Below are 25,470 nucleotides of genomic sequence, written 5' to 3' on the forward strand. Positions count from 1 at the left end.
GTGCGGCGATCCGCCTGCGCTCATGCCATCAGGTTGCGGCCGCGCTGCACCGTCGCGCTATGGCCGATGCTCGCCTTCCCGCTGCGCTCGGTAATGGTGTCGACGAACACCCAATCGTTGCGCGCCTGCTCGGGCGTCAGCGTCAGCGCCATATAGCCGCGGCGGCTGGTGTCGCACCATTTCAGCTCGGGGTTCGCCTTCACCAGCGCGGCGGCGACGACCTTGGGGTCGGTGGCCATTGCGCTCTCGAAGCCCGGCGAGGTCACGGCATGGCCGGCGAACTCGACGCCCGCGGCCTTGCCGTCCTGCGCGAGATCGAACGCCCAGGCATTGTGGCTGTCGCCGCACACGACGAGCAGGTTGGCGCCCACGCGCTGCGCCGATGTGAGGAACCGCGCCCGCGCCGCCGGATAGCCGCCCCAGCTGTCATAGCCGAGCGGCAGGCCGAGCTTGCCCGCCAGCACGCCCGCCTCGACATAGGCCTTGGCGCGCGGATCGGCATCGGGTGCCACCCAGCCCAAGGCCTCGGCCGGGGTCGAGAGATTGCCCATGATCGTGCCGAAGCCGACCACCTGCCAGCGCTGCCCCGCCTTCACCGAGCGGCGCATCGCATGGTCGAGCCACACTTCCTGCTCGCTGCCGAGCATCGTCACCGCCGGATCCTGCCAGGGGCCGTCGCGGAAGGCGGTGAGCGCCTTCACGGGATCGGCCTCCTGGAAGAGCGGCGCGACATCCGGCTGCTGGCTGCGCGCGAGCAAGCGGCTCTCGGTGCGGAAGAAGGTCGCCAGCGTGCCGATCTCGTAGCTGCCCCAGGGCGTCTCGGAAACCGGCATCCATTCGCGGAACACCTGCATCGCCGCCGCCTTGCGGGCGCTCCAGTCGCCCTCCTCGTCCGGCTGGTGATTCTCGGCGCCGCCTTCCCAGCTGTCATTGGCGCTCTCGTGGTCGTCCCACTGAATCAGCATCGGCTTGGCGGCGTGGAGCGCCTGCAGATCGGGATCGGCGCGGTAGCTGGCATAGCGCAGGCGGTAATCGGCGAGGTGGATCATCTCCCCCGCCGGTTCGGGCCAGCGACCGCCCACGGCGCCGCCGGCCGGTGCATAGCCGCCCTGCTTGTACTCGTAGAGATAGTCGCCGAGATGGACCCACAGGTCGATGTCGTCACGCGCGGCAGCATGGCCATAGGCGTTGAAATAGCCGAACGGCAGGTTCGAGCAGGAGAAGATCGCGATGCCGAAGCGGCGGGCATCGCCCAGCGGCAGCGTCTTGGTGCGGCCGACAGCCGAGAAGCTGCCATCGGGTGCCACGAAGCGGTAGAAATAGCGCGTGTCGGGCGCGAGGCCCGCGACGGTCACCTTGGCGGTGTAGTCGCGCCACGGGCCGGTGATCTGCTCGCCTTCCGCGACGATGCGGGTGAAGTCGGCGCTGGTCGCGATCTGCGCGCGCAGCTTCACCGCGCCGCGATCGGCAGGAACGTAGCGCGTCCACAGCAGCATCGTATCCGGGCCGGGCTCGCCGCTCGCCACCGAATGGGTAAAGCCGCGCGCAGCCGCCTGGGCGAGCGCCACGCCGGGCAGCGCGAGCGCACCGATTCCCAGCGTTCCAGTGAGCAGCAGCGAGCGGCGGTCGAGTCGAAGAGTCATGGGTCCCGTCCCTTTTTCGGTCGGCCGCTAGGTGGCGCCGATTGGTGTCGTGTTCGTGACAGCCGCGAAAAGCTGGGCTAGGCGAGCCCGAGAATCGGCATTCGGGCAGGAAAAGGGGGAACACAGGCCCGCGCGGCAGGGGTAGACCCGCCGGCGGCATGGAGACGAACACGCACATGACACTTATTCGACTCGTGCACGGCAACGCTCTGCGATGACGACGCGGATCGCGACGCACGATTCCGGCGCGCCCCGCAGCCGCTGGCTTGCCATGGCAGCATCGATCCCGCGCTGGCTGGTACTGCTGTTGGCCGCAGCCCTCGTCCGCAGCCCGACCTTCGGCAACCCCATCGTCCATGTCGACGAGGAATTCTATTTCGTGACCGCGCAGCACATGCTGCACGGCGCGCTGCCCTTCGTCGACATCTTCGATCGCAAGCCGGTCGGGCTCTTCCTGCTCTATGTTCCGGCCGCGGCACTCGGCTATCCCTGGGGCATCCTGGCCTATCAGCTGATGGCGCTGGCGAGTGTCGTATTGACCGCGATGATGATCGCCCGTCTGGCGGATCGCGCCGGCTGGCAACGCGGCGCAACGCCGGCGGCGCTGCTCTACATCTTCATGCTGAACATCGCCGACGGCCAGGGTGGCCAAGCCCCCGTCTTCTACAATCTGCTGATGATCGCTGCGATCGCGCTGGTGCTGCCGCGCGCCGCCGACACCGCCCAGGACTGGCGACGTATCGCCCGCGCGATGGGCGCGATGCTCCTCGTCGGGCTCGCGATGCAGGTCAAATATTCAGTCCTGTTCGAAGGCCTGTTCCTCGGCCTGTGGCTGACCGTGCGGGAATGGCGCCTGGGTGCGACGCCGCTGCCATGGGCCATCCGGGTCTCCGCCTACGCCATCGCGGCGATGGTGCCGACGGTCCTTGCCGGCGCCGTCTACGCAGCACTCGGCCATTTCGACGCCTGGTTCTTCGCCAATTTCAAGTCGATCCTCGATCGCAAGAGCGATCCGGCGAGCGAGCTTGCGCTCGCCTTCCTGCAAATGGTGCTCTTCCTCGGCCCGCTGCTCACGATATGCTGGTTTTCCCGGCGGATTCCCGCCGCGGACGCGCTTGCCGGGCACCGTCGCACGCTGCTGTTCGGATGGCTGATCAGTTCGGTCATCGGGCTGATCCTCTTCGGATCCTGGTTCAATCATTATGCGCTGCCGGTGATGATGCCGGCGAGCTTGTGCTGCGCTGGGTTCTTCGGCGCTGCTCCGTTGGGTCGGCGGGTCGTCGCGCCGGCCCTGCTGGCGGTTGCCCTGATCGCGGGCGAGACGATTGTCGTGACCTCGGCCTGGCGCCGCGGGAATGACGCGCAACTGGAATCGATCGCCGCCGCCATCGGGCATGGCAAAGGGTGCCTCTATCTCCATTCCGGCGACACCATGATGTACGCCGCTTCCGGGCGGTGTACGGCCTCGGCCTGGGTCTTCCCCAGCCACCTTGCCCGCGAGCGCGAGAATGGCGCGGTGGGGGTCGATCAGCTGGAGGAAGTGGATCGGATCTTCCGCCGTCACCCGGCAGTCGTCGCGATGCGCGCGCCCTTTTCGGGCGAACGGCGCGTCGTCCGCGAACGGGTCCTGCAGTACCTGCAACGTGACGGCTACAGGCTGCGCGGCCGCTATCCGATCGGGGATGACCACATCTCGGTTTACGCGACCGCGCTCGACGATGGCGGCGCACCGCAGCGGGCGGCCAGCAGCGCGCCATAATAGTCCATCAGCGCAGCGGCGTGATCCGCGTCGCTGCGCACCTTCCCCGCCGCGAGCCGGGCTGCGCTTCGCAGTAGCGCCTGGTCACGCGCGAACAGCCGCCGGATCGCTCCGGCCGCCGACCGCGTGTCGCGCGCGACATAGGTCTCGGCGAACCGCGAATCGGCGACCTCGGCGAAGCCCCCCTCGTCCGGCCCGATCAGCGGCAGGCCCGAGGCGAGCGCCTCCCATGCGACCAAGCCGAACGGTTCGGCATCGGAGCCGTGGATCAGCGCGTCGCAGCTGGCCATGATCCGCGAGAGCCGCATCCGATCATAGACCGGCCGGAAGATGCGGATATGCGGGCTGTCGGCGATCAGCCCTTCCAGCTGGTGGCGCTGCGGCCCGTCGCCGAGCAGCATCAGCCCGACCGGCAGATCGTTGGCCGCCGCCTCCACCGCCTCGATCACCAGCGGCCAGCGCTTTTCCTTGTGGTGACGGCCGAGGCCGAGCAGCAGATGCCCCTCCGGCGGCAGCCCCAGCTGCGCGAGCATCGCCGCGCGGAGCGTCTCGTCGCGCAGCTCAGGCGAGAACCAGCCCCGGTCGATTCCCAATGGCACCGAGGCATCGACCTTCAGCCCGCGCCGCTCGAACCGCCTGGCGAGCGCAGGGCCGTTGGTGACGAAGGCATCATAGCCCTCCAGGAAGCGCGCCATGTAGCGCGTGTACCAGCCGAATGCCTGCTCCACCTGCAGCGGCGTCGCGACGCCGTCCAGCCAGCGCTGCGGATAGGTGCCGACCAGGTCGCCATGTGCGAAATACACCTTGAGCGCATCGCCCGGCCAGCGCGCCACGGTCCATGCGGGCAGCCAAGGCGAGCTGTTCTCGACGATGTCGGGCTGCAGCCGGTCGAGCGCGGCCCAGACCGGCTCGTCCTTCACGAAGATGCGGTAGTTGCGGTCGAGCAGCAGCGGCGGGGCCTTCAGCCAGTGGATCGCGCCGCCGCCCGGCCGCGCCTCCACGGCATCCTCCGCACCGGGGGCGACGACGATCAGCTCGTGCCCCAGATCGGCCATCAGACCCATCTTGCGATCGAGATAGGTGCGAATGCCGCCGCCGGTGGGAGAGTAGAACTCGTTGACGTCGACGATCCGCATGCGCCCCCTCAGTCGAGCGGGCTGAATCCTCCCAGCCCGCGCAGATACTGGGCTCGAATGTTTATGGTGGTCACGCCGTTCCCGACATGCACCATTGCCTGACGCAATTTGGGACGGCTGCGACCCAGCCGCTGGTTCGACGGGAAGCCGGCGCCGTCCGACCAGAAGTTGAACTTGTTCTTGCCGTCGCGGTCATGGGTGAACAGCACGGCATATTCGCCGGGCGCCGGCACGCGGATGCAGATCACCACCGCGCCCAAGGGCGGCGTGTTCGCCCAGATGCGACGGAAGGTCTTGCCCTCCTTCACCAGATCGCGATCGTCCTTGAGGAAATCCTCCTCGGTCGCGGGGTACAGCTCCAGCTTCAGCCGGCCAGTGCGATCCTTCAGGCCGGTGATCTCCGCCTGGATGGCGGGACCGCGGCCGCCGGTGCAGGCGCCGGCATCCTCGCCGAGCACTTGTGCGGAGGCGGTGGTGGCGGCCGTGGCGGCAAGCACGGTCGCTGCCAGGAGGGCGATGCGCGTCATGCTTCTTTCCTCGTGAGCAGTGCATGCAGGCCGAAGCCTGCGATCAGGATGAGGTGCGCGACCAGCGACAGGCCGGCGATCAATGCCATCAGCTTCTTCAGCGCCTCGTCCTGGCCGATCAGCATGATGGCGAAGGTGGCGAACAGCACTTCCTTGTTCGGCACCAGCGGCAGGCGCCAGGCGAGCAGGCGGCCGGCCGAAAGCAGCAGCCACAGCCCCAGCGACACCTGCGGCATGGCGAAATGCCAGGCGAAGGCGATCAGCACGGAGCTGCTGACGATACGCAGGCAGTGGACGCCGAACACCCACCAGAGCTGCGCGCGCGGCAGCGAGAAGACCCGCTTGGAGAAGATCAGGAAGGGCAGCGACATCGCGAAGATCACCGCGATCGAGCCCATCAGGATGTTGAATTCGCCCGGCTTCAGCAGGTCGATACCGAAGGGCAGCGCGAGCGCCACCATCGCCAGCGTCATCGCGTTGCCGGCGATGGCCGACAGGATCGTCACGTCCTTCACCGCGCCGAAGGGGGCCGCCACCATCTGGGTGCGCTGCCGCGCCCAGGCGTAGAAATAGGCCTCGCCCGAATAGCCGATCAGCACTTCGTTCGCGATCCGCTTCTTGTGCAGTGCGATCATCCCGTCGAGCGGGATCCGCCACAGCTTGCGGAAGATGACATAGTCGAAGGTCGGTGCCACCAGATAGTAGAGCACGAACGACAGGTAGAAGAGCGGGTTTTCGGGGAGACTGCGCAACAGCCCGGTAAAGCCGGTATTGAGCAGCACCCGGGCCAGGCCGATCACCATCAGCAGGGTGAGGCCCGCCCCCAGCCACATCGGCCAGCGACGCTTGATCTTCTCCACGGGCTCCAGGCCCGCCAAATCCGGTGCAGCCGGGATTGCGGCTTCGACCACGTGCGTGTTCACCGAAGCCTCCCGGGCCTGCCTGTTCATACCGTTCAAAAGCGCCACCGACACGACCGAAACATTTTCACGTAACCCGCGTTTCGGCGTCTCCCCGGAAATCCGGCGCGTCGCGCGATGTTGGGACGTTTCCCAACACATTGCGGTTTATTCCGGCAGCGATTTGGGCTTTAGAAAGGCAATTCGCAAGTAGATGCTGTACCGCGCACCCCCTTCCACGCCGCTGCATGTCATGGCTTTCGCAGAGACGCTGCAGGGTGGAGGTGTCGAACGCGCGTTGCTGCGGATGGCCGGCGGCTGGCTGGCGCGGGGGCATCGGGTGACGCTGGTGCTGGGCGCTTGCGAAGGGCCGCTCGCCGCCGAACTGCCCGCGGGCATCGAACTGATCGAGCTGGGCAGCCCGCATTATCCGATCCTGCTGCGGCTGGCGGGCGTGGTCCGCAAGGTCGATCCGGACGTGCTGTTCTGTCCCGGCAATTATTACACCGCGGCCGCCGCGCTGATCCGGCTGCAGCTCGGCCGCCGCGCCCCGCCGATCATCGCCAAGGTGTCGAACGCGCTGGTGCGTCCCGAAATGTGGCGATTCGTCGCCTGGGGCTATCAGCGCTGGCTGCGCTGGCACCCCGCCTTCCTCACCCATGTCGTGGCGATGACGCCGGCGATGGCGCGCGAGGCCGTGGACGAGATGCGGATTCCGCCCGAGCGGGTGAGCGTGATCGCCAATCCCCCGGCCGAACGCATCGCCGATGCCGCGCAGATGGCGCTGCCGAGCGGCCGCTACATTGTCGGTGTCGGCCGGCTGGAGCCGCAGAAGCGCTGGGACCGGCTGATCGACGCCCTGCCGCGACTCGCCGACCGGGACATTCGCCTGTTGCTGCTCGGCGAAGGCACCGCGCGGGCCGGGCTGGAGGCGCAGGTGGCGCGGCTCGGCCTGGGCGAGCGGGTGATCATGCCCGGCCATGTCAGCGATCCGCTGCCGGCGCTGAAGCACGCCACGGTCGCCGCGCTGACCTCGGATTTCGAAGGCGTGCCCGGCGTGATCCGCGAGGCGCTGTCGCAGGGCACGCCGGTCGTCGCTACCGAAGCCAGTGTCGCAGTGCGCGAGCTGATCGATTCGCCCGCGCTCGGCACGGTCGTGGCGCGGGAGGATGCCGAGGAACTGGTTGCGGCGCTCGACCATTGGCTCGAGCCCGGCCGCCCCCGCCCGCTGCCCCGCGAAGACGAGGGCGATCCCGTCGGCGACTATCTCGCGCTGTTCAGCCGGCTCGCCCGTCAGCGCATCGCGTAGCGCAGGCCGATCCACAGCGTGCGCGGGGTCGCGCGCTCGATCACGTTGCCGCCGCTGATTCCCGCCTGCACCTCCGCGTCGAACAGGTTCTCCGCGCGCGCCTCGGCCCGCAGCGTCCTGGTCAGCGGGACACCCACGGTCGCATCCACCGTCCAGGCGGGGTCGAGCCGGGCGCTGTTCTGGTCGTCCTCGAACCGCGCGCCGGCATAGCGCGCGGTGACCGAGGCATTGGCCAGCGCCGCGCGCCAGGCGAGTGTCGCCGATCCCTGGAAACGCGGGGTCTGCGCCGGACGAAGGCCGTTCAGCGATGCGGCAGCGCCCGCGCTGTGCACCCGCGAATCGGCATAGGCCCAGGAGCCGCCGAGGCTCCACGCGCCGAGCGTCCACTGCCCGTCCAGCTCGATGCCCTTGGCCTCCACGGCGTCGAGATTCTGCCGAATCCGGTACGCCCCGGCCGCCGAGACGAAGCCGACACCGGGGAAGCTGCCGGGCCCGCGCCCCAGCGTCACATTGGCGATCGCGCCGTCGAGCCGGTTCCAATAGCCGGTGGCGCGGAAGACGAGATCCGGCAGCGGCCGCAGGTCGACGCCCACTTCGCCGCCCCAGAGCCGCTCTGGGTCGAGCCCCGGATTGGCGGCGGTCGCATCGGCGCCGGCGCGGAACGGGCGGTAGAGCTCGTTGAGCGTCGGCAGCCGCCAGCCGCGATAGCCGGCCGCGCGGAGCGTCACCGGGCCCAGCGCATAGGCAGCGCCCAGCCGCCCGGTCGGCTCCCAGCCATGGCGATTGGCGTAGCGCGAATCGGTGAGCACCGGGCCAGCGGCCAGCGGCGCTTCGAACAGGCTGCCGTCGTAGATCGTCCAGTGATCCAGCCGCCCGCCCGCATCGAGCGTCCAGCCGCCGCCACTATAACTGGCATTGGCGAAGCCGCCGGTGGTGAGGCTCGCGCCGCCGCCCACGCGCCGCCGCGTCGGGCTGGTGCCGACAAAGGTATAGAGCTCGCGCGTCTCGCCGGAGACGCGGCGCAGGTCGCCGCCCAGCCGCAGCGTCACCCCGCCGCCCACCGGCGGGGCGACCTCGATCCGGCCGCCGATGCCGGTCGCGGGCACCTGCTGCTGCACCACCGGGCTGACGGTGTCGCGCGCAGCGGAAATGCTGGCAAAGCCGCTGTCGAACTGGCGCACCTGCAGATAGGCGAGCGCCGACCAGCCCCATTCGCCCTTCTGCCCGTTGCCGCGCCGGACCAGCCGGACGCTCGCATCCGCGCCCTTGCTCAGCACGTCGGTGAAGGCGGTGCCGCGGGTCCGCTGATCGGTGAAGCCGGAGAGGTTGGTCTGGAGCTCGGTGCCGCCGCCGAGATCGGTTACCCCACGTACCGCGAGGCTCGCCTGTTCGTAGGGGGCGGCGTGATCGACGCGGCCGGGGTTCACGATCGGCACGAAGCCGTCGCTGCGGCCATATTGCCCCGCGACGGTGAAGAACCCGCCGCGCACCGGCACCGCCGCGACGCCGCTCGCGTCGACGCTGTTGCGGCTGCCATAGAAGGCACCGAGGTTGAGCGTGCCCAGCTCGGCCGGGCTGCCGCTTTCCAGCTCCACCGTTCCCGCCAGCGCGCCCGGCCCGGCAAAACCGCTGCCGCCGCCCCGCGTCACCCGCACGCTAGCGAGCCGGCCCGGCAGATACGCGGGAAACGGCACCCAGCCGCCGAACGGATCGGTCTGCGGCACCCCGTCGAGCAGCAGCAACGCGCGGCTGGAGGCATTGCCGCCCAGGCCGCGCAGGGTGATGCCCTGGCTGGTCGGATGCGCGGAGCTGGAGGTCGAGCGGCGGAACTGGGCGAGCCCGGCAACATCGGCCAGCACGTCCTCGATGCGGTTGCTCGCGGTGTCCGCGAGCCGCGCCCGGTCGATCGTCACCACGTCATAGGCGGCGTCGCCCGGCGACACGTCGAGACCGCGGCCGGTGACGACGATTTCCGCCGGCTGGCTGTCCTGCGCCCAGGCCGGCGCGGCCACGCACAGCGCCGCGACGGCGCACCCGAGTCGTTCAAGCACCCGGCGCGACTCGATCCGGATGCGCGGCCGCGACGGCGGGATGCGCGAGGGCTGCCGCCTCGGCGCGGAGCAGCAGCGGATAGGCGTCCAGCGGCACGGCGAAGCGCCGGGCGTTGAACAGTTGCGGGACCAGGAAGCAGTCGGAGATATCGGGTGCGGCACCGCCGAGGAACGGGCCGTCCTGTGCCAGGTTGCGCGCGAGTGCCTCCAGCGCCGTGAATCCTTCGGCCATCCAGTGCGCGGTCCAGGCGGCGCGCGCCTCCGCCTCGACGCCGAGCTGCTGCTCCAGATAGCGCATGACCCGCAGGTTGTTGATCGGGTGGACGTCCATCCCCACCACCATCGCCCGCGCCAGCGCATCGGCGCGCGCGACCGGATCGGCGGGAATCAGCCGTGGCGCGGGATAGCGCGCGTCCAGCCAGTCGATCATGGCAAGGCTCTGGGTGAAGACATGTCCGTCCGCCTCCAGCGCCGGCACCAGCCCCTGCGGGTTTCGGGCGAGATGCTCGGGGCTGCGCTGGGCGTTCTCGAGCAGGGGCAGCTCGTGCCGCACATAGTCCAGCCCCTTGAGGTTGAGCGCGATCCGCACGCGATACCCTGCCGAGGAGCGGAAATAGTCGTGCAGCACCAGCATGCGCTCAGTCCTTGTGGGAGTCGTCGTCGCTCTTGGGCTTCTTGCCGTTCAGCCGGGCATTGCTCTCCAGCGCCACCTTGATCATCGCGACCATCGGGTCGGCCAGCGCCAGGCCCAGCACGCCGAACAGCGTGCCCGAGAGGATCTGCGAGGAGAGCGTCAGCGCCGGCGGCAGGTCCACCGTCCGCTTGGCGACCATCGGGATCACGACATAGCCGTCGAAATTCTGCACGGCGAAATAGATCACCAGCGCCCAGATGCCGGTTTCCTGCCCCGCACTGAACCCCACCGCGGCCATCAGCACGCCCGAAATGATCGCGCCGACATTGGGAATGAACGCCAGCACGCCGGTGATGATGCCGAGCAGCAGCGCCATCGGCACGCCCGCAACGCTGAGCAGGATCCAGGTGACCACGCCCTCGAACAGCATGCCGAGCAGGCGGCCGGCGAGCAGCCGCCGCATCGTCGTCGCCATGCCGCCCAGCATGTGGGCAAAGGCGTGGCGCTGGTCGAGCGGCACCATCCATTGCAGCCCGCGCTCATAGATTCGCGGCTCCAGCGCCACGAACAGGCCGAGGATCAGGATCATCACCATGCTGGTAACCGCGCCGATCGCCGTCCCAACCGCGCTGGTGAGCTTGCCGACCGATCCCAGCGCCTCGCGCAGCATGCCGTTGATGTCCGACTTGCCGGGCATCAGCCCCATTTCCGATGCCCAGGCCGCGACGCGATTGGCCTGGGTTTCCAGCGTGGTGCGCAGCTGCTCGGCCTGAGCGGAGATCTGCATGCCGGTGCGGTAGAAGACGAGGCCGAAAAAGGCGAAGACCAGCAGCAGCACCAGCGCGATGCGCAGGCCCCGCGGGATCGGCAGCACCTTGCCGAGCAACCGCGCGCCGCCATCGAGCATCGAGGCGAAGACGAGGCCGCCGAAGATGATCAGCAGCGGCTGGATCAGCAGCACGACGAGCGCGATGCCCACCGCCATGCCGAGCCACACCGCGGCCTTCTTGAACTCAGCGCGGGTGGCGGGGTCGCGGAACTCGTTCGGGCCGGGTTCGCGCACGACGCGCACGTGCGCGGATTCCAGCGGATCGTTGCTCATTTTTCCTCATGGGCTGGGTGCAGCGAAATGCCGAACCGATGCCCACGGAAACCCGTGAACCAGGTCAGCGGGTTCCAGGTAGAAGAGCCGTCGCGCGAAAAAGTGATGAACTCGGCGCGCCCGCCGATATTCTCCCACGGCACCGGGCCGCCCAAGCCATTCTGTTCCAAGCTGAATCGGCTGTCGGCGCTGTTGTCGCGATTGTCGCCCATCAGGAAAACGTGGTTTTTCGGCACCACCACCGGCGGGAAATTGTCGCCGGCCGAATCGCCCAGATCGGCGACTTCATATTGGGCGCCGTTCGGCAGCGTCTCGCGGAAGAGCGTCAGGCTGCAATAGGCCTTGCCCTGATGCACGACGCGCCGGCCGTCATAGAAGATCGAGCCGCCGCGCTCGGGATCGGGATCGCAGCGGGTATTGCCGTCGATCGGCACCAGCCGCTCGCCCAGGGGCTCGCGCGGCACCGCCTTGCCGTTGAGCCAGACCACGCCGTCCCGCACCGCGATGGTGTCACCCGGCAGGCCGATCACCCGCTTGATGTAATCGGTGCTGTGCTGCGGGGGCGTGACGATCACGATGTCGCCGCGCTCGGGCAGGCGCCCCAGGATGCGGCCGGGGATCGGCGGCAGCAGGTGGAAGGTCGGCGTGACGAACGAATAGCCGTACGGATATTTGCTGACGATCAGCTGGTCGCCCACCCGCAGCGTCGGCAGCATCGATTCCGAGGGGATGTAGAAGGGCTTGGCGATCAGGCTGTGAAAGGCGAGCACGCCCAGCACCAGCCACAGGATGCCGCGCGCCTCGGCCCACCAGTCGGTGCCGTGTCGGGTCGCGTCCTGGCGGTGCTCGCTCTGCTTGCTGCTCAACGCCAGTTCGTCCAACCCCATTACGCGTCCTTCTCCACCGGTAGCGCCTCGATCATCACCATCGCGAACGCCCAGGGGTCGTCGTCGGTGAGGGTGAGGTGCACCTTGGCCACGTGTCCCGCTGGCGTCATGGCGTCAAGCCTTGCCTTGGCGCCGCCGGTCAGCGCGAGCGTCGGCGCGCCCGAGGGCGCGTTGACCACGCCGATGTCCTTCATGAACACGCCCCGGCTGAACCCGGTTCCTACCGCCTTGGAAAATGCCTCCTTGGCGGCGAAGCGCTTGGCCAGCGTGGGGGCGTAATTGTGCGGGCGCTTGGCCGCCTTGGCGAGTTCGATGTCGGTGAACACCCGCTGCTCGAAGCGCTGGCCGAAGCGATCGAGCGAATTCCGGATCCGATCGATGTTGCAGAGGTCGGAGCCGAGCCCGAGGATCATGCCCTCACCGCGCCGAATCCATCAGGTCCCGCATCCGCCGGATCACCGGGGCGAGGCCGTCGAAGATCGCCTCGCCGATCAGGAAGTGGCCGATGTTGAGCTCCATCACCTGCGGGATCGCGGCGATCGGCACCACATTGTCGAAGGTGAGGCCGTGGCCGGCATGCGGCTCGATGCCGTTGCGCGCGGCGAGCGCCGCCGCGTCGGACAGCCGCTTCAGCTCCACCGCGAGATCCTCGCCGTCCAGCTCGGCATAGCGGCCGGTGTGCAGCTCGACGACGGGCGCGCCGAGCCGGATCGCCGCGTCGATCTGCTTTGCCTCGGGTTCGACGAACAGCGACACGCGGCTGCCATTGTCCCGCAGCTTCGCGACCATCGGCGCCAGCAGATCGAACATGCCGGCGGCATCCAGCCCGCCCTCGGTGGTCCGCTCCTCGCGCTTTTCCGGCACGATGCACACGGCATGCGGGCGATGCCGAATCGCGATCGCCAGCATCTCCTCGGTCGCGGCCATCTCCAGGTTGAGCGGCACGGTCAGTTCGGTCGAGAGCCGCGCGATATCGGCATCGGTGATGTGCCGGCGATCCTCGCGCAGATGCGCGGTGATCCCGTCCGCGCCTGCTTCGGCCGCGAGCAGCGCCGCGCGCACGGGATCGGGATAGCCGCTGCCGCGCGCGTTCCGCACGGTCGCGACATGGTCGATATTGACCCCGAGGCGCAGCGCGGCCGTCATGCGGTGATGGCCCGGCTTCCCGGCTTGATCGCGGGGATTGCCGCCAGTTCGGGGGGCAGCTGGTCGGCCGGATAGGCGGGCACGTCGAGCTTGGTGAGCGAAATCAGCGGCACGCCGACCTCGGCCTTGCCGTTCGAGCGATCGACGATGCAGGCGGCACCGAGCAGCGTGCCGGGATGCTTCTGGATCGCCGCGATGCATTCGCGCGAGGACAGCCCGGTGGTGACGATGTCCTCCACCATCACGACCCGCGCCCCTTCGGGAATCTCGAAGCCGCGGCGCAGCTGGAACTCGCCGTCCTCGCGCTCGACGAACACCGCCTTGCAGCCGAGCGCACGCGCCGTCTCATAGCCCGGGATGATGCCGCCGATCGCGGGGGAGACGACCATGTCGACCTCGCCGAACGCCTCGCGAATCAGCTTGCCGAGGGCGCCGCACACGCGCTCGGTGCGGACCGGATCCTCGAAGATCCGCATCTTCTGGAGAAATACGGGAGAGCGCAAACCCGAAGACAGGATAAAATGCCCCTCAAGCAACGCGCCTGCGTCGCGAAATTCGTCGAGGATGGCGTCTCCGGTCAATGTCTGGGCTCCTGAAGTCTGTGCTGGATCGATCCTTTAAGAGGCGGGCGCTGCTACCGCAACCGCACGCGAAAAAGGTTGAGCATGGCCTTTTCCCAGCTATACCTCTGGTACAAAGGGCCGCTAGGATGCCCCGGTTGTGCGTTCCTGGAGAGGGGTGACAACACCTTATGCGCAGTTTCTTGGTACCGTCGATCCTGCTGGCCGCTGGGCTGGCCTTCGCTTCCCCGGGAATGGCGCAACCCGCCGCCCCGGCCGCACCTGCATCTTCCGCCGCCGCCGCACCTGCGGCTCCGGCCGCGAAGGTCGCCGACCCGACTCTCGATGCCGCCGGCAAACCTCTGCACCAGGCCCAGCCCGGTATAGGCGAACCGGTCGACAAGGCCTTCTACCTGCAGCAGCAGGTTACCCCGACAGGCCAGGAAGCGCACTGGTTCCACAACATCATCCTGGTGCCGCTGATTACGGTGATTTCGATCTTCGTGCTGGCGCTGCTGCTGTGGGTGATCGTGCGCTATCGCCGCGCCGCGAACCCCACGCCGTCGCGGACTAGCCACAATACCGCGATCGAGATCATCTGGACGCTCGCGCCGGTGCTGATCCTGGTGGCGATCGCGATCCCCTCGATCAAGCTGCTCGCCGCCCAGTTCAAGCCGGCGCCGAAGGGCGCGGTGACGCTGAAGGCGATCGGCAACCAGTGGTTCTGGTCCTACGAATACCCCGATAACGGCGGCATCCAGCTGACCGCCAACATGCTCAAGGAAGGCGATCAGGTCGGCAAGGGCCAGCGCTATCGCACCGATGCCGACGGCCCCCGCCTGCTGGCCACCGACCAGCGCGTGGTGCTGCCGGTCGGCGTGCCGATCCGGCTCGTCACCACCGCGACCGACGTGATTCACAGCTGGGCGATGCCCGCCTTCTGGATCAAGCTCGACGCAATCCCGGGCCGGCTGAACGAGACGAGCTTCATCATCCAGAAGGAAGGCGTCTATTTCGGCCAGTGCTCCGAACTGTGCGGCGCGCGCCACGCCTATATGCCGATCGCGGTCGAGGCGGTGAGCCCGGCCAAGTTCGCGCAGTGGGTCGCCTCGAAGGGCGGCACCATGCCGGGGGCCAAGGCCGAGCCGGCAAGCGCCACCGCCCTGGGCAACGACGCGAGCGATCCCACCGCCAACGGCGCGGCGGAGAAAGCACCGACCGTCGCCGCCACCGCCACGCCGGCACCGTCCAACCAGCCTGCGACCGCGAACCCCGCCGGCGCCGGCAACACGGGCAACTGAGCCATGACCGATACCGCGCTCCCCTACACCGCCGCGCACGACCATGCGCATGCCGACCATGACGCCGATCACAAGCCGGGCTTCTTCGCCCGCTGGTTCATGTCGACCAACCACAAGGACATCGGCACGCTCTACCTGATCTTCGCGATCTTCGCGGGAATCATCGGCGGCGCGATCTCGGGCATCATGCGCGCCGAGCTGATGCAGCCGGGCATCCAGTATCTCCCCTGGTGGGTCGCCAAGCTGCACGGCGAAGGCACGTTCGACGAGGCGATGCACTTCTGGAACGTGCTGATCACCGCGCACGGACTGATCATGGTGTTCTTCATGGTGATGCCGGCGATGATCGGCGGCTTCGGCAACTGGTTCGTGCCGATCATGATCGGCGCGCCGGACATGGCCTTCCCGCGGATGAACAACATCTCGTTCTGGCTGACCGTGGCGGGCTTCGTGCTGCTGATGCTCTCGCCCTTCGTGGGCGTCGGCGCCGGCACCGGCTGGACGGTCTATGCGCCGCTCTCCACCTATGGCGAGCCGGGGCCGTCGGTCGATTTCGCGATCTTCTCGCTCCACCTCGCGGGTGCGGCGTCGATCCTCGGCGCGATCAACTTCATCACGACGATCTTCAACATGCGCGCGCCGGGCATGACGCTGCACAAGATGCCGCTGTTCGCCTGGTCGGTGCTGGTCACCGCCTTCCTGCTGCTGCTGGCGCTGCCGGTGCTGGCCGCGGCGATCACCATGCTGATCACCGATCGCAACTTCGGCACCGCCTTCTACGATCCGCAGTACGGCGGCGATCCGGTGCTCTACCAGCACCTGTTCTGGTTCTTCGGCCACCCCGAAGTGTACATCATGATCCTGCCGGGCTTCGGCATCATCAGCCACATCATCGCGACGTTCAGCCGCAAGCCGGTGTTCGGCTATCTCGGCATGGCCTATGCGATGGTGGCGATCGGCCTGGTCGGCTTCGTCGTCTGGGCGCACCACATGTTCACCACCGGCCTGCCGGTGATGGTGAAGATGTACTTCACCGCCGCGACCATGGTGATCGCGGTGCCGACCGGCGTGAAGATCTTCTCGTGGATCGCGACGATGTGGGGCGGCTCGATCAGCTTCAAGACCCCGATGGTCTGGGCGATCGGCTTCATCTTCATGTTCACCGTCGGCGGCGTGACCGGCGTCGTGCTCGCCAATGGCGGCGTCGACGACTATATGCAGGACACCTATTACGTCGTCGCCCATTTCCACTATGTGCTGTCGCTGGGCGCGGTGTTCAGCCTGTTCGCGGGCTTCTACTACTGGTTCCCGAAGATGACCGGCAAGATGTACAACGAGTTCCTCGGCCATGTGCATTTCTGGGTGTTCTTCGCGGGCGTGAACCTGCTGTTCTTCCCGATGCACTTCCTCGGCCTGCAGGGCATGCCGCGCCGTATCCCCGACTATACCGACCAATATGCCTATTGGAACCACACCGCGACCGTGGGCTACATGATCATGGCGGCCGGCATGGCGGTGTTCTTCGTCAACATCCTCTACTCGCTGATCGCGGGCAAGAAGGCGGAGGCCAATCCCTGGGGCGAAGGCGCGACCACGCTCGAATGGACGCTGTCGAGCCCCCCGCCCTTCCACCAGTTCGAAACGCTGCCCAAGATCGACTGATCCGTGCAGGGCTGGACAGAAACGCGCTCCGGAGGGCAGCCTCCGGGGCGTTTTTCTTGGGGAGCAGCGGCATGGGCTTTTCGATCTCTTGGGTGGGCGTGCGCGGCGCGGACAAGGCGTGGCTGCTCGACACGCTGGGCTTTGCGGACACCGGAACGCTGGACGAAGCCAATGAAGCGCCGTTCTCCATCGCAGCACTTCCCACCGGCTGGACCATCCTGTTCTCGAACGACTTCGACTTTCCGCAGCCCACAATGCTGGAACATCTGTCCCTGAAGCATGACGTGATCGCCTGCCAAGTTGAACAACATGTGATGTACAGTGCGGCCTCGGCATTCATCGCCGGCGTGATGCAATGGTCGGTAGCGCATGACGCGCAGCAAGGCTTACGGCACCTTCACACCGAGGGCACGCCCCCGATCACGCTCGAGACCATTCGCGAGTCGCTGGGGCGGGAACTCGAAAACCAACCGACCGATGAGAACCTGGTCGATTTCCTCTTTGACGCGCCGATCGAACTGGCCGCGCAGACCACCGGCTACCGACACGATCACTGCAAGTTCGATTGGGGACAACCCCATTTACGGAACTGGCCGCCGCCCCATTGGCTAAGCCAACGCGAGGTTTCTTCGCCAAGGTCGAGAAATTACTGCGAAAGCGATAAGGCTGAATGCGCCCATGGATCGCGCCGTGCAAACAGGCGCGGAAACTAGTAACCCGCCCATGCTATAGCCCCGGCCCCGGACCGATCGCTCGCGCGTTCGGACCTGCGACGTCCTTCCTGGAGAGTACCCCATGCGCACGCCCTATGCCGACTGGATGAAGATCGGCCTCGACAGCTGGATGCTGGGCATGGAGGCCTCCACCGTGATCGGCCTGCGCCTCACCAAGCTCGCCGCCGGCGGCCCCGGCGCCACGGCCGAGGCGCAGCGCATGGTCGCCGAGAAGATGCAGGCGGCGTGGGAACTGCAGGTCGCTGCCGCTACCGGCCGGCTCGGCAGCACGCCCGAGGCGCAGGCGAGCAAGACACTGCGACATTATCGCCGCAAGGTGCGCGCGAACGCCAAGCGTCTCGGCTGACCTCTTTCGCCTGCCCGACACGCGCCGTATATCGGGAGCGATGATGTCCGTGACCAACGCCAATCCCGCACTGCCCGCCGATTGGCGCGATTTCCTTGCCCTCACCAAGCCCCGGGTGATGACGCTGGTCGTCTTCACCGGGCTGTGCGGGATGCTCGCCGCCCCCGTGCCGATTCACCCCGTGCTCGGCTTCACCGCGATCCTGTGCATCGCGCTGGGCGCCGGCGCGGCGGGGGCGCTCAACCAATGGTATGAGGCCGATCTCGACGCCAAGATGAAGCGCACCCAGGGCCGCCCGCTGCCAGCGGGCCGCATGGACCGCCAATCGGCGCTGCACTTCGGCGTGTGGCTCGCCTGCTTCAGCCTGGTGCTGATGTATTTCGCGATCAACCTGGTCGCGACGCTGATCCTGGCGGTGTCGATCCTGTTCTACGTGTTCGTCTACACGATCTGGCTCAAGCGCCGGACGCCGCAGAACATCGTGATCGGCGGCGCGGCCGGCGCCTTTCCGCCGCTGATCGGCTGGGCGGCGGCCACCGGCAATGTCGCGACGCTGCCGCTGCTCCTCTTCGCGCTGATCTTCCTGTGGACGCCGCCGCATTTCTGGGCGCTCGCGCTGTTCGTGAAGACCGATTACGCCAATGCCGGCGTGCCGATGCTCCCCGTCGTCGCCGGCGAGCGGACCACCCGCATCCAGATCGGCCTCTACACGCTGCCGATGATCGTCGCTGCCGCCGCGCCCTGGCCGCTGGGGCTGACCGGCCTGATCTACGGCCTCACCGCCGCGGTGATGTCCGGCCTCTTCCTCGCCATGGCCGTGCAGGTCGCCACCCGCCGCACCGAGCCGGAAGACCGTATGATCCCGGAAAAGCGGCTGTTCAAATTCTCGATATTGTATCTGTTCGTGCTATTCGGTGCGCTGGTAATCGACAGGTGGGTGGGATGAACGACTCACGCGGAGAGGATGTACTGCGGACGCCGGCCTCGGAGCTGGAGCTGATCCGCGCGCGCCAGCGCTCGCGGGCGCGGGTGATGGCGCTGCTGCTCGGCGGGTTCGTCGTGCTGGTGTTCGCGATCTCGATCGTGAAGATGAAGCTGGGCCACGGATGAGGATCAGCCGCAACCTGCGCGTCGGCCTGATGGGTGCCGTGCTGGTGTGCGGCATGACCGGGCTCGGCTTTGCCGCGGTTCCGCTCTACCGCATCTTCTGCGAGGCGACGGGCCTCAACGGCACCACCCAGCGGGGCCTGCGCGCGCCGGGCGCCACGGGGCAGAAGATCACCGTCGCGTTCGACAGCAATGTCAGCCCCAAGCTGCCCTGGAAGTTCGCGCCCGAACGCCGCGCCGACACGATCGACATCGGCGGCCGCGACATGGCCTTCTTCACCGCCACCAACACCTCGAACCATGCGATCACCGGCACGGCGACGTTCAACGTCACCCCGGCGCAGGTCGGCAAATATTTCACCAAGATCCAGTGCTTCTGCTTCACCCAGCAGACGTTGCAGCCGGGCCAGACCGTCCGCATGCCGGTGATCTTCTTCGTCGACCCGAAAATTTTGAACGATCCCGACGCGCGCGACGTCGAGGAGATCACCTTGTCCTATACATTTTATCCAGTGGATTCGCCGAAGACACCAAGCTAGCATCGCGTAAAATAGAGAGAGGATTGGGATACGCCCATGGCTGGAGCAAAGAACCACCAGTACCATATCCTGCCGCCGAGCATCTGGCCGCTACTCGGCTCGCTCGGCGCATTGATCCTCGCCTCGGGCGGCGTGATGTGGATGCACAAGTTCGCCAATGGCACGCTGGTGCTCACGACCGGCTTCGTGCTGGTGCTGCTCACCATGTTCGGCTGGTGGGGCAAGGTGATCCAGGAAGCGCATGCCGGCGATCACACGCCGATCGTCCAGCTCCATCTGCGCTACGGCATGATCCTGTTCATCGCCTCCGAGGTGATGTTCTTCGTCGGCTGGTTCTGGGCCTGGTTCGACTTCTCGCTCTTCCCCTCCACGGTCGAGGCGGTCGGCGGCACCTGGCCGCCCAAGGGCATGGAAGTGCTCGACGCCTGGCAGTTCCCGCTGCTCAACACGCTGATCCTGCTCTGCTCGGGCTGCACCGTCACCTGGGCGCACCACGGCCTGATCCACAATGAGCGCGGCGGCGAGCTGCGCGGGCTCTGGGGCCTGATCGGCGTCGGCGAGAATGACAGCGTCAAGAAGGGCCTGTGGCTCACCGTGCTGCTGGGCGCGACCTTCAGCTGCTTCCAGGCCTATGAGTATATGGAGGCCCCCTTCCCCTTCAAGGCGGCGGCCGAGCATGGCTCCAGCTATGGCGGCGCCTTCTTCATGGCGACCGGCTTCCACGGCTTCCACGTGATCGTCGGCACGATCTTCCTGATCGTCAACCTGGTGCGCGCCTATCGCGGCGACTTCACGCCCAAGCAGCATTTCGGCTTCGAGGCGGCAGCCTGGTACTGGCACTTCGTCGACGTCGTCTGGCTGTTCCTGTTCGCGTCGATCTATGTCTGGGGCGGTTGGGGCGCGCCGGTCCACGCCGGCTGACGTGACCGATCCCACACCCGATCCCGCCGGGGGCGGCAGTGCCACGCTGCCGCCCCCTATCGCATCCGGCCTCCATGGCTGCTGCCCGCGCTGCGGCGCCAAGACGCTGTTCCGCACCTTCCTTGCCTTTGCCGATCGCTGCCCGGCCTGCGGGCTGCAATTCTCCGACTTCAACGTCGGCGATGGACCGGTGGTGTTCTTGACGCTCGGCATCGGCACGCTGGTGACGATGCTGGCGCTGTGGCTGGAGTTCGGCCTCTCGCCGCCCTTCTGGGTGCATCTGCTGCTCTGGCCGGTGGTGACGCTGGCGATGGTGGTGGGTTCGCTGCGGGTGGCCAAGGGGCTACTGCTCGCCCTGGAATATCGCAACCGGGCCCATGAGGGCCGGATCGCCAAGGACTGACATGCGCCGCGTGCCGCTGCTCCCCACCCTGCTGGTCGGCCTTGCGGTGGCGGCGATGCTCGCGCTCGGCGTCTGGCAGCTCGATCGACGCAGCGAGAAGGAAAGCGCGCTCGCCCGGTTCGCCGCCAACACGCTGCAGCCGACGATCACCATCGAGAGCGGCGCGGCGGATGCCTCGCTGCTGTTCCGCCATGCCCGCAGCGCCTGCCTCTCGGTGGACGGCTGGGCACGGCAGGGTGGCCGCGGGGTGCAGGGCATGCAGGGCTGGCGGCAGATCGCCACCTGCCGCACCCATGCGGGCGCCACACTGCTGGTCGACATGGGCGTGACCCGCGATCCGATGTTCCGCCCGCACTGGCCGGGCGGGGTGGTAAGCGGCATCCTCACTCGCGCACCCGACCATCGCCCGCTGATCGCGAGCATCTTCGACGGCACGCCCCAGCCGCTGATGCTGGTCTCCGACCAGGCCGCGCCAGGGTTGGAGCCGAGCACCCCGCCGGATATCGCCAGCGTGCCCAACAACCACCTCGCCTATGCGGTGCAGTGGTTCCTGTTCGCGGGGGTGGCGGTGATCATCTATGTGCTGGCGCTGCGGCTCCGGGCGCGGGGAGCGCCGCAGCCTCGGGTGGGGTGAAATCATTCGGTCTACTTGGCGTCATGTGAAGCATGCACACGCCACTCTCTAAAATCTTGACCGAAACGATTGGCCCAATCACCGTCGGTACATGTTCGATCCCAAACCAACCGCGCGTGCAGATCTTAAAGCCGGAACGCTCTATGCGGTCGCAGGCGAGGGAGACTGGATCTATTACGGGCAGGTGACGCCCGAGAAGGCAATCGGCTTCTTCCGCCAACGAGATAAGGAACCGTCCAAGCCGATCGCCGTGCTAGCCGCACCAATCATGGCGGTGATCAGCGTTGGCTACCCCTCGATCACGCGCGCGATCAGGTCGGGTCGCTGGCAGAAGCTCGGTCGCTTCCCAGTCGTAGCTGGACTTATCGCTCCGCGCCCTTCGGTCCAGTGGCCCGTCGGCGCGCTTACCGTGAGTGTCTGTATCAGTAATCACCCGCCCTATGACACGCGCGTGGAAGATCCTGCGATCCAAGACATGGAGCGCATGGCGGTGTGGGATGCGGAAGCCCATCTGCCAGCGCGGCTTACCGCCGACTTCGAAGCGGAAGTAGCCGAATGGCACATCGGCGGGCCGATTTGGCGCGAGCGGCGCGTCATGGAAGAAATAGCCAGGCGTTGCCCCGACCAGCCTTGGCACAGCCCGCCAGAGGATTGGGTTCGAACCGAGATGCCCTCCTAAGAGGCACCCCTCTCCCGGTTGATCATGCAGGCGGTCGGGTCAGGCGCGCGCATGCACCTCACGGTCAGCCCAAATCTTCCGCCGCCGGATACACCTTCCCCACATGCGGCTCGCCCCGCGTCGCCGCGAAGCTCTCCTGCCGCTGGCGTTCGCGGTAGCGCTCGCGATCCGCATCGGTGCGCTCGTCATAGCAGGCTGCGCAGCTCACCCCCGCCTCGTACAACGGTGAGCGGCGGTCCTCGACGCTCACCGGGCGGCGGCAGGCGTGGCAGAGTTCGTAGCTGCCCGGCGCCAGGCCATGGCCCACCGTCACCCGCTGGTCGAACACGAAGCATTCGCCGTCCCACAGGCTCTCCGCCTCGGGCACCTTCTCCAGATAGTTGAGGATGCCGCCCTTGAGGTGGAACACCGCCTCGATGCCCTCGGACTTGAGAAACGCGGTCGACTTCTCGCAGCGGATGCCGCCGGTGCAGAACATCGCCACCTTGGGCGGCGCCTCGCCGCGCCCCAGCAGTTCCTCGCGGTGGGCGCGGAACCAGTCGGGGAAGTCGCGGAAGCTCTTGGTGTGCGGGTCGATCGCGCCGCGGAAGGTGCCGGCGGCGACCTCATAATCGTTGCGCGTGTCGATCAGAACCGTGTTCGGATCGGCGATCAGCGCGTTCCAGTCCTCCGGCGCGACATAGGTGCCGACGCTCGCCAGCGGATCGATGTCCGGCTGGCCCATCGTCACGATCTCGCGCTTGAGGCGCACCTTCATCCTATAGAAGGGCTGCGCGGCGGCGCGGGAATATTTCACGTCGGCCCCGGCGCAGCCCGGCAGCGCGCGGACATGCGCGACGACGGCGGCGATGGCGTCGTCGCTGCCGGCGATGGTGCCGTTGATCCCCTCGCGCGCGAGCAGCAGCGTGCCCTTCACGCCCTGCGAACAGCAGAGCCCGGCCAGCGGGCCCTGGAGCGCCACCGGATCGTCGAACCGGGCGAATTGGTAGAGCGCCGCCACACGGATCGGCAGCGCGGCAGTATCCGCAGTCTGAGTCATTTCGGCGGCTGTACTCCAGCCGGGGCGTTTAGACCAAGGTTCGTTGATGCGAGTCCCTCGCCCCAAGCCGCCATCCCGGCGGAAGTCGGGATCCATTCGCCACTCGGCCAGAGAAAGAGCGGGGACGGAGGCCCCAATGGACCCCCGCGTTCGCCGGGGTGACGGGAGGTAATGGTGTGAGGATCAGACCATGAAGCTTTCGCCGCAGCCGCAGGTGCCCTTGGCGTTGGGGTTGGTGAACACGAAACCGGCGGTGAAATCGTCCTCCACCCAGTCCATCGTCGAGCCGATCAGGTAGAGCACCGAGGCGCCGTCGACGAAGAAGGTGCCGCCGGGGGTCTCGATCCGCTCGTCCAGCGGCTTGGCCTCGCTGACATAATCGACCGAATAGGCGAGGCCCGAGCAGCCGCGGCGCGGGGTGGAGAGCTTGACGCCGACCGTGCCTTCCGGCGCCTTCGCCATCAGCGCGGCAATGCGCGCCTCGGCGGCGGGGGTGAGGAGCAGCGCGGCGGGGCGCTGGCGGGGGGTGGTCACGGTGGTCATCGTCTGTCTTTCGCCTTCTTCCCCTCCCGCATGCGGGAGGGGACCGAGGGGTGGGCGCCCGCTCTCCGCGAGCGCTCCGGATATTGGGTGCCGGGGGCCCACCCCCAACCCCCTCCCGCACGCGGGAGGGGGCTAGAAATCACAACATCCCCAGTTCCAGCTTCGCCTCGTCGCTCATCTTCTGCGGATCCCAGGGCGGATCCCAGACGAGGTTGACGTCGGCCGTCGCGATGCCCGGCACCGCGCTCACCCGCAGCTCGACCTCGCCGGGCATCGATTCCGCGACCGGGCAATGCGGCGTGGTCAGCGTCATCGTGATCGCGGCATGGCCGTTCGCGGTGATGTCGACGCCATAGATCAGCCCGAGATCGTAGAGATTGACCGGGATTTCCGGGTCGTAAATCTCCTTGAGCGCCTCGATCACCGCTTCGTACAGCGGACCGCCCGGCTCGCCGGCACCCGGCTCGACGGGCTTCTGCGCGAGGAAGCCGGAGAGATAGTCGCGCTTGCGTTCCGCGGCGGGCTCAACGGCCTCGTCGACGCGCGCCTTGGGCGGCGCCTCGACCGCGTCGACCTCTTCCACCACGATCCTGCGTTCTTCGTTCATCCGAAGATCCTCGTTACCCGTTCGATTCCTCGCACGAGCGCGGCGACATCGGCCGGCCCGTTATACACGCCGAAGCTCGCCCGCGCGGTGGCGGGGACCTCCAGCAACTCCATCAGCGGCTGGGCGCAGTGATGCCCGGCGCGGATCGCGACATTGCCCTCGTCGAGGATCGTCGCGACGTCGTGCGGGTGCACGCCCTCCACCGCGAAGCTGACGATGCCGGCGCTGTCCGCCGGCCCGAACAGCCGCACGCTGTTGATTCCCGCGAGCGCGGCGCGCGTCTCGGTGACCAGCGCGGTTTCGTGCGCGTGGATGCGGTCCAGCCCGATGCTGTCCACGTAATCGATGGCCGCGTGCAGCCCGACCACGCCGACGATGTGCGGGGTGCCCGCCTCGAAGCGGCCCGGCGGCGGGGCATAGGTGGTCTTGGCGAAGCTGACCCGGTCGATCATCGATCCGCCGCCCTGATAGGGCGGCATCGCGTCGAGCAGGTCGTACCGGCCCCACAGCACGCCGATCCCGGTCGGGCCATAGAGCTTGTGGCCGGAAAAGACGTAGAAGTCGCAGCCCAGCTCGGCGACGTTCACCGGCAGGCGGGCGACCGCCTGGCAGCCGTCGATCAGGATCTTGGCGCCGACGCCGTGCGCGAGATCGACCGCGCGGCGGACGTCGAGCACCGAGCCGAGCACATTCGACACATGGGCGAGCGCAACCAGCTTGTGTTGCTCGGTCAGCATCGCCGCCATGGCGTCGAGATCGATGCGGTGGTCGTCGGTGAGCGGCACCACGTCAATGTGCGCGCCGATCTTCTCGGCGGCCATCTGCCAGGGGACGATATTCGAATGATGCTCGAGCGCCGAGAGCAGGATGCGGTCGCCTGCCTTTAGCTGGGCGGCGGCGTAGCACTCAGCGACGAGGTTGATACCCTCGGTCGCACCGCGGACGAACACCACTTCCTCCGGCTTGCCGCCGATGAACCTGGCCACCCGCGCACGCGCCGCCTCGAAGGCGAGCGTCATGTCGGCCGAGCGCTGGTACACGCCGCGATGGACGGTGGCATAGGTCTCGCCATAGCCGCGCGCGATCGCGTCGATCACCGGCCGCGGCTTTTGCGACGTCGCGGCGGTGTCTAGATAGGCCCAGCCGGTGGGGATCGCGGGGAAGTCCGCGAGCACGTCGAGCGGGGCACTCCGATCCTCCCCGGTACGGGGAGGGGGACCGCCGGCGAAGCCGGTGGTGGAGGGGGAGCTCGACCGGGCGATGGACTCGTGGAGGTCCCCCTCCACCACGCCGCTCCGCGGC

28 protein-coding genes are annotated in these 25,470 nt (G+C 67.7%); 13 read left to right on the forward strand and 15 right to left on the reverse strand.

All coding sequences use genetic code 11. The features are described 5' to 3' along the window. Positions 1-20: 20 nt before the first annotated feature. The gene (locus QZ814_RS18205) at positions 21-1,643 is read right to left on the reverse strand and encodes an alkaline phosphatase D family protein (RefSeq protein ID WP_294334929.1); all 1,623 of its coding nucleotides are present in this window, start codon (positions 1,641-1,643) and stop codon (positions 21-23) included. A 214-nt stretch (positions 1,644-1,857) separates the two neighbouring features. Here QZ814_RS18205 and QZ814_RS18210 point away from each other — a divergent pair, with 214 nt between their 5' ends. Beyond that, entirely contained in the window at positions 1,858-3,402 is a 1,545-nt protein-coding gene (locus QZ814_RS18210) for a hypothetical protein (RefSeq protein WP_294334931.1), read from the forward strand. On the opposite strand, the gene QZ814_RS18215 is transcribed toward QZ814_RS18210, so the two are convergent. The 3 genes from QZ814_RS18215 to QZ814_RS18225 are packed head-to-tail and all read right to left on the reverse strand — an operon-like array spanning position 3,342 to position 5,988. After that, positions 3,342-4,538: a glycosyltransferase gene (locus QZ814_RS18215; RefSeq protein WP_294334934.1), complete on the reverse strand. Its 1,197-nt coding sequence runs from the start codon at positions 4,536-4,538 to the stop codon at positions 3,342-3,344. The genes QZ814_RS18210 and QZ814_RS18215 overlap by 61 nt on opposite strands. An 8-nt stretch (positions 4,539-4,546) precedes the next feature. After that, positions 4,547-5,065, reverse strand: a complete 519-nt coding sequence (locus QZ814_RS18220; RefSeq protein WP_294334936.1) for a DUF2141 domain-containing protein — start codon at positions 5,063-5,065, stop codon at positions 4,547-4,549. Then, entirely contained in the window at positions 5,062-5,988 is a 927-nt protein-coding gene (locus QZ814_RS18225) for a hypothetical protein (RefSeq protein WP_294334939.1), read from the reverse strand. The genes QZ814_RS18220 and QZ814_RS18225 overlap by 4 nt, the downstream gene beginning before the upstream one ends. Before the next feature lie 229 nt (positions 5,989-6,217). Here QZ814_RS18225 and QZ814_RS18230 point away from each other — a divergent pair, with 229 nt between their 5' ends. Then, positions 6,218-7,273, forward strand: a complete 1,056-nt coding sequence (locus QZ814_RS18230; RefSeq protein ID WP_294334941.1) for a glycosyltransferase — start codon at positions 6,218-6,220, stop codon at positions 7,271-7,273. On the opposite strand, the gene QZ814_RS18235 is transcribed toward QZ814_RS18230, so the two are convergent. From QZ814_RS18235 to pyrE, 7 genes are read right to left on the reverse strand one after another with little or no spacing between them, the layout of a single operon-like run. Then, a complete protein-coding gene (locus tag QZ814_RS18235; protein WP_294334942.1) occupies positions 7,258-9,285 on the reverse strand; it encodes a TonB-dependent receptor in 2,028 nt (675 codons plus the stop codon). The genes QZ814_RS18230 and QZ814_RS18235 overlap by 16 nt on opposite strands. Before the next feature lie 31 nt (positions 9,286-9,316). Further along, a complete protein-coding gene (maiA, locus tag QZ814_RS18240) occupies positions 9,317-9,958 on the reverse strand; it encodes a maleylacetoacetate isomerase (RefSeq protein WP_294334945.1) in 642 nt (213 codons plus the stop codon). Positions 9,959-9,962: 4 nt separating this feature from the next. Beyond that, positions 9,963-11,060, reverse strand: coding sequence for an AI-2E family transporter (locus tag QZ814_RS18245; RefSeq protein ID WP_294334947.1), 1,098 nt, complete (start codon positions 11,058-11,060; stop codon positions 9,963-9,965). Further along, positions 11,057-11,947 carry a signal peptidase I gene (lepB, locus tag QZ814_RS18250; RefSeq protein WP_294334949.1) on the reverse strand — a complete coding sequence of 297 codons (891 nt, stop codon included), beginning with the start codon at positions 11,945-11,947 and terminating at the stop codon, positions 11,057-11,059. The genes QZ814_RS18245 and lepB overlap by 4 nt, the downstream gene beginning before the upstream one ends. Then, complete coding sequence (acpS, locus tag QZ814_RS18255; RefSeq protein ID WP_294334952.1) at positions 11,947-12,360, reverse strand: holo-ACP synthase; 414 nt, start codon at positions 12,358-12,360, stop codon at positions 11,947-11,949. Before acpS ends, lepB begins: the two co-directional genes overlap by 1 nt. A 4-nt stretch (positions 12,361-12,364) precedes the next feature. Then, positions 12,365-13,093, reverse strand: a complete 729-nt coding sequence (locus QZ814_RS18260; protein ID WP_294334954.1) for a pyridoxine 5'-phosphate synthase — start codon at positions 13,091-13,093, stop codon at positions 12,365-12,367. Continuing rightward, complete coding sequence (gene pyrE, locus QZ814_RS18265; protein WP_294334956.1) at positions 13,090-13,674, reverse strand: orotate phosphoribosyltransferase; 585 nt, start codon at positions 13,672-13,674, stop codon at positions 13,090-13,092. Before pyrE ends, QZ814_RS18260 begins: the two co-directional genes overlap by 4 nt. Positions 13,675-13,844: 170 nt before the next feature. Between pyrE and coxB the strand changes: the two genes are divergently transcribed. The 11 genes from coxB (at position 13,845) to QZ814_RS18320 (ending at position 21,979) form a co-directional block, all read left to right on the forward strand. Further along, positions 13,845-14,954, forward strand: coding sequence for a cytochrome c oxidase subunit II (coxB, locus tag QZ814_RS18270; RefSeq protein ID WP_294334958.1), 1,110 nt, complete (start codon positions 13,845-13,847; stop codon positions 14,952-14,954). 3 nt (positions 14,955-14,957) lie between these two features. Then, a complete protein-coding gene (ctaD, locus tag QZ814_RS18275) occupies positions 14,958-16,616 on the forward strand; it encodes a cytochrome c oxidase subunit I (RefSeq protein WP_294334960.1) in 1,659 nt (552 codons plus the stop codon). A gap of 71 nt (positions 16,617-16,687) precedes the next feature. Beyond that, entirely contained in the window at positions 16,688-17,329 is a 642-nt protein-coding gene (locus QZ814_RS18280) for a hypothetical protein (RefSeq protein ID WP_294334963.1), read from the forward strand. Positions 17,330-17,411: 82 nt separating this feature from the next. Next, positions 17,412-17,696, forward strand: coding sequence for a hypothetical protein (locus QZ814_RS18285; RefSeq protein WP_294334965.1), 285 nt, complete (start codon positions 17,412-17,414; stop codon positions 17,694-17,696). Between the two features lie 40 nt (positions 17,697-17,736). After that, a complete protein-coding gene (locus QZ814_RS18290; protein WP_294334968.1) occupies positions 17,737-18,642 on the forward strand; it encodes a heme o synthase in 906 nt (301 codons plus the stop codon). Beyond that, positions 18,639-18,806 carry a hypothetical protein gene (locus QZ814_RS18295; protein WP_294334970.1) on the forward strand — a complete coding sequence of 56 codons (168 nt, stop codon included), beginning with the start codon at positions 18,639-18,641 and terminating at the stop codon, positions 18,804-18,806. The genes QZ814_RS18290 and QZ814_RS18295 overlap by 4 nt, the downstream gene beginning before the upstream one ends. Continuing rightward, complete coding sequence (locus QZ814_RS18300) at positions 18,803-19,342, forward strand: cytochrome c oxidase assembly protein (RefSeq protein WP_294334972.1); 540 nt, start codon at positions 18,803-18,805, stop codon at positions 19,340-19,342. The genes QZ814_RS18295 and QZ814_RS18300 overlap by 4 nt, the downstream gene beginning before the upstream one ends. A gap of 36 nt (positions 19,343-19,378) precedes the next feature. Further along, entirely contained in the window at positions 19,379-20,263 is an 885-nt protein-coding gene (locus QZ814_RS18305; RefSeq protein ID WP_294334974.1) for a cytochrome c oxidase subunit 3, read from the forward strand. Position 20,264: 1 nt separating this feature from the next. After that, a complete protein-coding gene (locus tag QZ814_RS18310) occupies positions 20,265-20,666 on the forward strand; it encodes a DUF983 domain-containing protein (RefSeq protein WP_294334977.1) in 402 nt (133 codons plus the stop codon). Between the two features lies 1 nt (position 20,667). Next, positions 20,668-21,300, forward strand: coding sequence for an SURF1 family protein (locus QZ814_RS18315; protein ID WP_294334979.1), 633 nt, complete (start codon positions 20,668-20,670; stop codon positions 21,298-21,300). A gap of 91 nt (positions 21,301-21,391) precedes the next feature. After that, positions 21,392-21,979 (forward strand): hypothetical protein, encoded by a 588-nt coding sequence (locus QZ814_RS18320; RefSeq protein WP_294334981.1) that lies wholly within the window; start codon positions 21,392-21,394, stop codon positions 21,977-21,979. Positions 21,980-22,043: 64 nt separating this feature from the next. Here the strand turns inward: QZ814_RS18320 and QZ814_RS18325 are convergent, their stop codons facing one another. From QZ814_RS18325 to QZ814_RS18340, 4 genes are all read right to left on the reverse strand, one after another. After that, the gene (locus tag QZ814_RS18325; protein WP_294334982.1) at positions 22,044-23,018 is read right to left on the reverse strand and encodes a rhodanese-related sulfurtransferase; all 975 of its coding nucleotides are present in this window, start codon (positions 23,016-23,018) and stop codon (positions 22,044-22,046) included. A gap of 183 nt (positions 23,019-23,201) precedes the next feature. Next, positions 23,202-23,561, reverse strand: coding sequence for an iron-sulfur cluster assembly accessory protein (locus QZ814_RS18330; RefSeq protein ID WP_294334983.1), 360 nt, complete (start codon positions 23,559-23,561; stop codon positions 23,202-23,204). A gap of 139 nt (positions 23,562-23,700) precedes the next feature. After that, positions 23,701-24,168: an SUF system Fe-S cluster assembly protein gene (locus tag QZ814_RS18335; RefSeq protein WP_294334985.1), complete on the reverse strand. Its 468-nt coding sequence runs from the start codon at positions 24,166-24,168 to the stop codon at positions 23,701-23,703. Next, positions 24,165-25,343 (reverse strand): cysteine desulfurase, encoded by a 1,179-nt coding sequence (locus QZ814_RS18340; protein ID WP_294335180.1) that lies wholly within the window; start codon positions 25,341-25,343, stop codon positions 24,165-24,167. The genes QZ814_RS18335 and QZ814_RS18340 overlap by 4 nt, the downstream gene beginning before the upstream one ends. Positions 25,344-25,470: the final 127 nt, after the last annotated feature.

The organism is uncultured Sphingomonas sp., assembly GCF_913777625.1.
GTDB lineage: Bacteria > Pseudomonadota > Alphaproteobacteria > Sphingomonadales > Sphingomonadaceae > Sphingomonas.

Excerpts from the sequence above, each read along its gene's own strand:
- QZ814_RS18205 (WP_294334929.1), bottom strand. The coding sequence starts at position 1,643 with ATGACTCTTCGACTCGACCGCCGCTCGCTGCTGCTCACTGGAACGCTG.
- QZ814_RS18210 (WP_294334931.1), top strand. The coding sequence starts at position 1,858 with ATGACGACGCGGATCGCGACGCACGATTCCGGCGCGCCCCGCAGCCGC.
- QZ814_RS18215 (WP_294334934.1), bottom strand. The coding sequence starts at position 4,538 with ATGCGGATCGTCGACGTCAACGAGTTCTACTCTCCCACCGGCGGCGGC.
- QZ814_RS18220 (WP_294334936.1), bottom strand. The coding sequence starts at position 5,065 with ATGACGCGCATCGCCCTCCTGGCAGCGACCGTGCTTGCCGCCACGGCC.
- QZ814_RS18230 (WP_294334941.1), top strand. The coding sequence starts at position 6,218 with ATGGCTTTCGCAGAGACGCTGCAGGGTGGAGGTGTCGAACGCGCGTTG.
- maiA (WP_294334945.1), bottom strand. The coding sequence starts at position 9,958 with ATGCTGGTGCTGCACGACTATTTCCGCTCCTCGGCAGGGTATCGCGTG.
- QZ814_RS18245 (WP_294334947.1), bottom strand. The coding sequence starts at position 11,060 with ATGAGCAACGATCCGCTGGAATCCGCGCACGTGCGCGTCGTGCGCGAA.
- lepB (WP_294334949.1), bottom strand. The coding sequence starts at position 11,947 with ATGGGGTTGGACGAACTGGCGTTGAGCAGCAAGCAGAGCGAGCACCGC.
- acpS (WP_294334952.1), bottom strand. The coding sequence starts at position 12,360 with ATGATCCTCGGGCTCGGCTCCGACCTCTGCAACATCGATCGGATCCGG.
- QZ814_RS18260 (WP_294334954.1), bottom strand. The coding sequence starts at position 13,093 with ATGACGGCCGCGCTGCGCCTCGGGGTCAATATCGACCATGTCGCGACC.
- coxB (WP_294334958.1), top strand. The coding sequence starts at position 13,845 with ATGCGCAGTTTCTTGGTACCGTCGATCCTGCTGGCCGCTGGGCTGGCC.
- ctaD (WP_294334960.1), top strand. The coding sequence starts at position 14,958 with ATGACCGATACCGCGCTCCCCTACACCGCCGCGCACGACCATGCGCAT.
- QZ814_RS18280 (WP_294334963.1), top strand. The coding sequence starts at position 16,688 with ATGGGCTTTTCGATCTCTTGGGTGGGCGTGCGCGGCGCGGACAAGGCG.
- QZ814_RS18285 (WP_294334965.1), top strand. The coding sequence starts at position 17,412 with ATGCGCACGCCCTATGCCGACTGGATGAAGATCGGCCTCGACAGCTGG.
- QZ814_RS18290 (WP_294334968.1), top strand. The coding sequence starts at position 17,737 with ATGATGTCCGTGACCAACGCCAATCCCGCACTGCCCGCCGATTGGCGC.
- QZ814_RS18295 (WP_294334970.1), top strand. The coding sequence starts at position 18,639 with ATGAACGACTCACGCGGAGAGGATGTACTGCGGACGCCGGCCTCGGAG.
- QZ814_RS18300 (WP_294334972.1), top strand. The coding sequence starts at position 18,803 with ATGAGGATCAGCCGCAACCTGCGCGTCGGCCTGATGGGTGCCGTGCTG.
- QZ814_RS18305 (WP_294334974.1), top strand. The coding sequence starts at position 19,379 with ATGGCTGGAGCAAAGAACCACCAGTACCATATCCTGCCGCCGAGCATC.
- QZ814_RS18315 (WP_294334979.1), top strand. The coding sequence starts at position 20,668 with ATGCGCCGCGTGCCGCTGCTCCCCACCCTGCTGGTCGGCCTTGCGGTG.
- QZ814_RS18320 (WP_294334981.1), top strand. The coding sequence starts at position 21,392 with ATGTTCGATCCCAAACCAACCGCGCGTGCAGATCTTAAAGCCGGAACG.
- QZ814_RS18325 (WP_294334982.1), bottom strand. The coding sequence starts at position 23,018 with ATGACTCAGACTGCGGATACTGCCGCGCTGCCGATCCGTGTGGCGGCG.
- QZ814_RS18330 (WP_294334983.1), bottom strand. The coding sequence starts at position 23,561 with ATGACCACCGTGACCACCCCCCGCCAGCGCCCCGCCGCGCTGCTCCTC.
- QZ814_RS18335 (WP_294334985.1), bottom strand. The coding sequence starts at position 24,168 with ATGAACGAAGAACGCAGGATCGTGGTGGAAGAGGTCGACGCGGTCGAG.